This is a genomic window from bacterium (assembly GCA_036382775.1).
GTDB lineage: Bacteria > Hydrothermota > Tepidihabitantia > SM23-42 > JAOAFX01 > DASVHD01.
Genome location: DASVHD010000010.1, coordinates 66,799 through 73,989, shown reverse-complemented (window position 1 = coordinate 73,989; position 7,191 = coordinate 66,799). Strand labels below are relative to the sequence as shown.

At 51.8% G+C, this 7,191-nt stretch carries 10 protein-coding genes; all 10 read left to right on the top strand.

Translation table 11 applies throughout. The features are described from left to right. Nucleotides 1-57 precede the first annotated feature (57 nt). The 10 genes from VF399_02080 to VF399_02035 all read left to right on the top strand — a co-directional run bounded on the left by VF399_02080 (nt 58) and on the right by VF399_02035 (nt 7,189). The gene (locus tag VF399_02080) at nt 58-384 is read left to right on the top strand and encodes a metalloregulator ArsR/SmtB family transcription factor (GenBank protein HEX7319129.1); all 327 of its coding nucleotides are present in this window, start codon (nt 58-60) and stop codon (nt 382-384) included. A gap of 3 nt (nt 385-387) precedes the next feature. Beyond that, entirely contained in the window at nt 388-1,809 is a 1,422-nt protein-coding gene (locus VF399_02075) for a hypothetical protein (GenBank protein HEX7319128.1), read from the top strand. A gap of 13 nt (nt 1,810-1,822) precedes the next feature. Next, a complete protein-coding gene (locus VF399_02070) occupies nt 1,823-2,842 on the top strand; it encodes a carboxypeptidase-like regulatory domain-containing protein (protein HEX7319127.1) in 1,020 nt (339 codons plus the stop codon). Between the two features lie 18 nt (nt 2,843-2,860). Further along, nucleotides 2,861-3,541, top strand: a complete 681-nt coding sequence (locus tag VF399_02065; protein HEX7319126.1) for a thioredoxin family protein — start codon at nt 2,861-2,863, stop codon at nt 3,539-3,541. Between the two features lie 3 nt (nt 3,542-3,544). Next, nucleotides 3,545-4,234 (top strand): cytochrome c biogenesis protein CcdA, encoded by a 690-nt coding sequence (locus tag VF399_02060; GenBank protein HEX7319125.1) that lies wholly within the window; start codon nt 3,545-3,547, stop codon nt 4,232-4,234. Between the two features lie 15 nt (nt 4,235-4,249). Then, complete coding sequence (locus VF399_02055) at nt 4,250-4,498, top strand: thioredoxin family protein (protein ID HEX7319124.1); 249 nt, start codon at nt 4,250-4,252, stop codon at nt 4,496-4,498. A gap of 45 nt (nt 4,499-4,543) precedes the next feature. Beyond that, the gene (locus VF399_02050; protein HEX7319123.1) at nt 4,544-4,804 is read left to right on the top strand and encodes a hypothetical protein; all 261 of its coding nucleotides are present in this window, start codon (nt 4,544-4,546) and stop codon (nt 4,802-4,804) included. Nucleotides 4,805-4,877: 73 nt separating this feature from the next. Beyond that, entirely contained in the window at nt 4,878-5,828 is a 951-nt protein-coding gene (locus VF399_02045) for a hypothetical protein (GenBank protein ID HEX7319122.1), read from the top strand. A 3-nt stretch (nt 5,829-5,831) separates the two neighbouring features. After that, nucleotides 5,832-6,488, top strand: coding sequence for a hypothetical protein (locus tag VF399_02040; GenBank protein ID HEX7319121.1), 657 nt, complete (start codon nt 5,832-5,834; stop codon nt 6,486-6,488). Further along, nucleotides 6,488-7,189, top strand: coding sequence for a FecR family protein (locus VF399_02035; GenBank protein ID HEX7319120.1), 702 nt, complete (start codon nt 6,488-6,490; stop codon nt 7,187-7,189). Before VF399_02040 ends, VF399_02035 begins: the two co-directional genes overlap by 1 nt. Nucleotides 7,190-7,191 lie beyond the last annotated feature (2 nt).

Genomic DNA, 7,191 nt, shown 5'->3' with positions numbered 1-7,191 from the left:
AGGCGATCGGAATTATTGACATATGAGAATATTTAAATATAATCATATAATAATACCATGAAACATCGACGCGACTTGCAGGCCGAAATCGCTAATGCCCTGGCTCATCCGCTGAGAATAAAGATCCTTGAGAAACTTCGCGGCGGACCATGCTGCGTCTGCAGGATAATTCCCCATGTCGGTGCCGAGCAATCGAACGTATCGCACCACTTGTCGATCCTGAAGAACGCCGGGATCGTCCGTTCACAGAAAAAAGGCATGGAAGTATGGTATGAAGTATCCGACCGCCGGATCTTCAAGATCCTGGACTTAATAAACGAACTACTGGCTGGACAAATGCAACAGAATAATGAATTGCTGAGCGAGCTTCTCAAGACGGAATGACACATGAGCGTTAAGAGCGTTATTTTCGTTAGTATCGTGGGTATCGTTATGACGTGCCTGTCCTCACTTTATGGCAGCGATGGATTGACGTTTGGCGGCGAAGGAAAGTTAAGGTTACGTTATGTCCAGACCGATTCATCGGAAATTACCGGTTCCTACGGAGAAATATTGAAGAAGGGCATAAGCTTCAGACAAAGGATAGACCTTTTCATGTCCTATCCGATCGTAGATTATCTGGTACTGGAGGCTGGCGTCCGGATCTCGAACGAGAATGTCAATGACATACTGCCGCCGCCGGATTTTATTTCCACTGACCTGCTTGCCGGCTGGTGGTCGGTCAAACTGGACCGCGGCCCGTTCCTGGCGAATTTCGGCAGCTACGAAACGAGTTTCACGCCGCTGACCCTCATGAGGTGGGATACCAATGACAACCCGCTGGCGGCATCAGGCTGTGCTTGTCAGATCTCAGTGGGCGGGATCGGCGGAGAGAGCCTGGAAGAGCCCCAGGAAAATTACCGGCTGGAAGGTCTGAAGATCGAAGCCGGCGGGGATATCGGGGACGTCAAAGCCATTTTCGCGCGCACCCAATTGGCGTTGGAAGGTGGACACTATGCTCAGTATACGTATGGTACGCGGGGAAGACTGGTCCTTAACCTGCCGCTGTTTTCGCCGGTATCATTAGGCGGCACGGTTCTCAGGGCGCAGGATGATCTTGAGTCGGTCGATATTTCCATCATTGATCCTCTGCAAAGCGACGTCGGCAGTATTGATCTGCGCGTTCCGTGTTTTGGCGGATGCGCGGCAGTCGGCGAGTGTGCCTTGAGCCGGCGCGATGATAACCTGCTGAACAGCGCCGACGCGGTAAGGCAAGGTTACGGGATCATCAGCGGACTTCAGTTCAAACGCGGAGATCAAATAGATGCCCAGGCCCTTTACCTGCAGATGGATCCCTATTTTTCGCCGCTTTACCGGGCGGTTTCATACGCGAAGAACCGGCAGGGCGCAAGGATTTCGCTCACTCACCGCACGATCGGGCTGTTTGGAAAAAAATGCGCTGCCTCGATCTACGTGAAGAGACTAAAAGAGATCAAACCGACATGGCACGAAACGATCACCGAGTGGCATCGCTCCCTGTCCGATTTTCTGGTCGCGAATGGAAGCATCAACGTTTCGCTGTCAGAAAACTTCAAGACCGAGTTTTGTTACGAATACCGGCAAACAGGCCGTGTCGATGACATTGCGACGACGCTCAACGACGAGAAGCTTGAGATAAGGACGCAGATCGGGTCGATCGCGGTCATCTACGAATTTACCATGCAGAGCAAATTGATCCTAAAGTACCAGTATGCCAGGAACGATGACGGCGCGGGCGGGACCGATTACATAGCGCACACGCCCAGTCTCCTAGTCACACTTAGATTTTAAGGAAAGGAACGCTATGAAGAAGAACTTTGCTGCACCGGTGCTCATGCTGGCGCTTGCCGCCGCGGTTTATTTTGGATGCCAGAAGGAAGAAGAAATGACGACCGGCATGATCAGAGGGTTTGTCAGCGATCTCGCGGGCAGCCGGCTGGCCGGGGTCTCGGTGCTCGCGACGCCGTCCGATGCGCAGGCGTTAACGAACGACTCCGGGTACTATGAAATAACCGACCTGCAGCCGGGCGATATCCAACTAAGGTTCGGACTGAGCAGCTATATCCCGCAGGAGACCCTGATCGCCGTCGCTGCCGGCGAGGTTACAACGGTCAACACGATGATTGAGCAAAGCCTGCGGAACGTCGTCGGTGAACTGCTTAATACTGCATGTCACTGCGCGGATGATGACAGATACGAGGCACGCCGTCTTAAAAGTCTCTATGGGTCTCGATTCATATCCATTGCCTGCCATGCATCTGCGGATCCAACCTTCGACAGTTGGGATCCCTTTTCCTGCCCCGGCAGCGAATCGCGGCGGCTGTATTATGCCGACACGTTCGTGATCGGCGCTTTCATGTTTTTCAACGGCACGACATTCCTTGCGGGCTGCGGCAGCTACGAGCCGGTGCTCGATTCGCTCCTTAAGACCACAAGCCCGCTTCATATGACGCTTACCGGCAGTTATGCAAGCAGCACTCGCGCCGGCAATGTGTCCGTCGAGATCACCGCCGTCGACACGATCATCCCTGTTGACCTGCAGGTCCAGTTCGCGTTGTATGAGATCGGACCGATCCGCTATATGCCGCCGTCGCCTCCGGAAACGCTTTATCATTATGTCATGGTCGATCTGCTGACGCCGGAGAACCTGCCGATCAGCGAAGGTGAAACGAAAGTCATAGCCAGGGATTTCTTGGTGCCGGACACGATCGGCGGGACAGTGCCACCTTTCCATGCCGTGAACCCCGAGGATATCGGCATCGCGGTCTTCGTGCAAAGCCAGGAGTCTAAAGAGGTCCTGCAGGCGGCCAGCATTGATTTTTAATGAAATGGGGAGGTTTTAATGTTCAGGATTCATGGCGTTTTGTTCAGCGTATTGTGCTCATTTCTGGCATTGCCGGCTTCTTTTTTATGCGCGGCCGAGGAAAATGCCGCCACCGGCACGACCGCGACTTCAACGCTCGACGCGATAACCGCGGATATCGGGGACATCATTGAGAAGGGCGCGGCTATGGGATCCGGTGATGCCGAGTCCATCATCGAACGAATAGACAGAAATTGGGAAGCGTTCGCTGATATTTACGGCCGCGATCCCTGGCACCAGGGTATTGAGATCGATAGCGCCATGAAAGCCGCGGCCGGGATGTTGGCGCAGGCCAAGACGGATATGGAAAAAAAGGACGTCGGGGGAGCGGCGGAAACCTATGCCGGTGCCGTGCCATTACTTGAAACACTGATCCTTGAATTTAACAAGCCGGTCCTGGCTGATTTTACCGGGGCACAATGCAAGATCTGCAAGATCATGAAAGCAAGGCTCGCGAAGATCGACGAGGAATACAGCGACCGGGTAAGGATCATCCTGGTGAATGTCAACACACAGAAGGAATTGACCAAACAATACCAGATTATGCTGATCCCGACCCTGGTATTCATTGACCGCGGCGGCAAGGAAATGCACCGCAATGTGGGCGAGATGGAAGAAAAGGCGGTCAAGACAAAGTTGGACGAACTGTTGAATAAATAAACCATGAATGCGTTAATGCAGAACGCCGAGCGCGTGATCAACACGAATCCGTGGCTGGCGTTCCTGCTCGTTTTTGTCGGCGGTTTGATGACCGCGTCCAATCCCTGCGTGCTGGCGATGATCCCTTTGATGATCGGTTTTGTGGGTGGCACCAGGGAGCTAACCGGCGTAAAGAAAGCATTGGTGTTTTCGTTCTTTTTCGTCATAGGCCTGTCCGTGAGTTTCAGCATTCTGGGGATCATTGCCGCGACGACCGGCCGGCTGCTCGGTGACGTCGGATCTTTCTGGCGGTACGTCGTGGCCGCGGTCTGCTTTCTGATGGGGATCTATCTGCTGGAGATCTTTAAAATACCTTTGCCCGCCGTGACCCCGAAGAATTTCAAGGCTGGGGGGTTGGTGGGTGCATTGTTAATGGGTATGCTCTTCGGTATCGTCTCCACGCCGTGCGCGGTCCCGATCCTTGCCGTCATTCTGGTCTTGATCGCGGCCAAAGGCAGCGTGGTCTACGGATTGGGTCTGTTGTTCACGTATGGCCTAGGTCACTGCACGCTGATCGTGGTGGCCGGTACATCGGTCGGTCTGGCAAAGAACCTGCTGGAATCAAGGCACTTACAAAAAGCTAACTTTTACCTGCGCAAGGCTGCTGCCGTGCTGATCATATTCGTCGGGATATATTTCCTGGCGTTTAAGTGAAAAAAGGAGGTCTTAATGGAGATCAAGATACTGGGTCCGGGCTGCCCGCGGTGCGAGGAAGTCCATAAGCGGACCGTGGAGGTTCTGACCGAGCTTAACATCGCTGCTGACCTGCAAAAAGTCAAAGACCTGACCAAGATCATGGAATACAAGATCCTATCTACCCCGGGTCTGGTGATCAACGACAAGGTTAAATGTTCGGGCAAGATCCCGGCCAAATCCGAAATAAAAAAATGGATCGAAGAGGAAATTCCCGGAAAATGAACATCCGGATCGTTCAATGATCACCGGTCAGTAAGGGGAAGCCGAATGAAAAAAAGGGTATATATGGCGCCCGATGAGTTCACCGCGATTACGATCCGGGAAATGCTTAAAGGACAGGGCATCGACGCCGAGATCCAGAGGTTCGAGACCGCCTGGCTTGACGGTCTGGCAAAGGTAATGAAAGGCGGCTGGGGCGAGGTGCTCGTTGAAGAAGGGCAGGAGGAGGCGGCTGAGGATTTTATAAAAGAGTTCCTGGAGTCGCCCGCGAGTGATGAGGATATTCCGCCGGGAGAACCGACTGAATAAACTTTGATCCTGATGCAGTAAAACCTTATCCTTGTTGATATTGACATCGGTAAATCCTTCACTATAATTGAATATGCACGCGAAGTTAAATCCTTATTTTTTTGCGTTTTTCCTGTTGCTGCCATTGTTCCTGAATTGTCCCAAAAGAATCGGACCGACCGCCAAGATCATTGAAGTCGCTTATGTAGGCGCGATCTACGATGATCTATTCAAGGAGAAACCGGCGCTTTCGGCGGCCGCGGACAGCAATAAGATCACAATCGGTTATCTTGATTTCAAATGGCCGTTTCTGGATGTCATCCTGGAACGTACTAACTTTTTTGAAGCGCTGAGCGGTCTTCCTGTTGATTATATAATAATGGACCGTCCAGTCTATGGTTTTAGGTTTTTCCCGGTCAAAAGATTAATGGGTTACGGCATAACGAATTTCAAAGGCATACGGTTTGCCATTATCAGCAAGGGCAAGGATTCATTGTCGATCAGCGACGAAACGATGCTGGCCCTGGTTAGAGAGCGCAGCGACGTGGTTTGGATCGTTGATAACGCTTTCCTTAAACTGCCCCCGGGGCTGGTCGATTTCAAGATCGAAGGGCGGAATTTATCCGACACCATGATGAAACCGCTGAAAGTGGTCAGTGATTCGGGTGCTGGCGCGAGGATCCGCGGCATTCAAAACCTGTTGAGCGAGACCTTGAACAGGGTGATAACGACCGGCCCGACCGGCCTCAAGGAGTACTTGCTGCAGGGGCTTTGTTCATATTTTGGCGCCAATGTCGTATTGTATCCAGCCTCGACCTTCCGAAATGTCACCGCCGGGAGCGCGTACCGGCTGGGCGATGTCCTGAACATGGTGGCCTGCGAGATGAAATTCAGCGCGTCCGAGATGAAAAAAGCCGAACTGGAGCTGATGGTGCGGAAACAGCAGTATTCTGTCTGGGGTGAAATAAAGAAGAACAATGTCGTTGTCTGCCCGGCTGAGACCGGAATGATGGCATTCGACATCGTTTTCGGAGAACAGAAATAAAGAATGAAGAATATTAATTGGAAAAGACTTGTCTGGATCATTTTCATAACATTGTACACAGGTCTGTTTTTCTATAACTGCCTGAGCCCGTTCAAAGATTGGATCGTGCCATATGTCTATACAATGCTGCTGATCATTTGGCTGGCGCGCGAGTATTACCTGAAGCGGTTGTTTTTTCAATCGGGGCTCCTGCCGTCCGATATGTACAATTTCCCGCTGCGCGCAGCGTTCGCGCTGGCGTTCTACGCGGCGTTCGTCGTCGGTGTGATTACGGTCGTTGCCTGGCCCGCGTACCGGATGAAAGCATATCCGATCTTTCCGATACTGGGTATCATCCTGCTTTTGTATTCGATCGTGATCCGCGAGCGGTCGGTGCGTACCGAGGAAATAACGACCGGGAATTTCGTGAGCTTCTATTTCAGTGCGATGATGCTTATGGTTTCCATCAGCCTCGGTTATGGCTCCTATTTTTTGGTACTGTACATGCTGGTGATCGGCTTGCCGCTGATCCTGGCGCAGGAACGATCAGAGGAAAAGGTATTTTCGCGGTTTGAAGATTCTGTGCAGCATGAGGGAAGATCAGCTGACGGAGTGAGCCGCAAGCATTATGTCTCGCTCTGGGAAAAATATCGGGGAAAAGAACTTCCCGGGAGGAAATAATGAATTTCATTGTCGGTATCGTTACTTTATTCCTGGTGAGTGCAGAAGTGCCGGCCAAGGTTTCTTACCTGGTCGGCTCGGCAGTGCTCGAGAGGAATTTAAAAAAATACTCGATCGTGCTGAACACCCAGCTTTACACCAACGATGTGATCACGACCGGCGATGAATCGGTCTGCGAGATCCAGTTATCGAACTATTCGCTGATCCGGCTGGAACCGAATTCCAGCATAAAGATCGAACGCAAAGAGGAGACTAAGAAGGGCATTTTCAGTTCGATCTTCACTTCCTTCGGCGAGATGGTAAGCAAAGTGACCAAGCTGAACAAAGGCGACGAATTCGAGGTCAAGACCGATGCCGCCCATGCCTTTATCCGAGGCACGACCTTCAAGACTATGGTCGACAAAAATGGCTCGAGCCAGTTCAGCGTTTTTGAGGGAAAAATAAAAGTCAAAAGCCTGATTGCAGGCGCCAAGGAAGTGCTCCTCGACCAGAATTTTACGACCAAGCTGCAAAAGGGACAACTGGCGCCTTTGGTCGAAAAACTGCCAGTCCGGGAGATCGAAAAATTCCAGTCCCAATTCAAAGACTTCATCGACCGCGGCAAGCTCATGGACGAGTTGAGGGGCAAGGTCGATAAAAAGATCGACGAAACAAAAGACGAAATCGAAAGCCGGGTGAAAAAGAGCTGTCTGTTCTTCTAGGT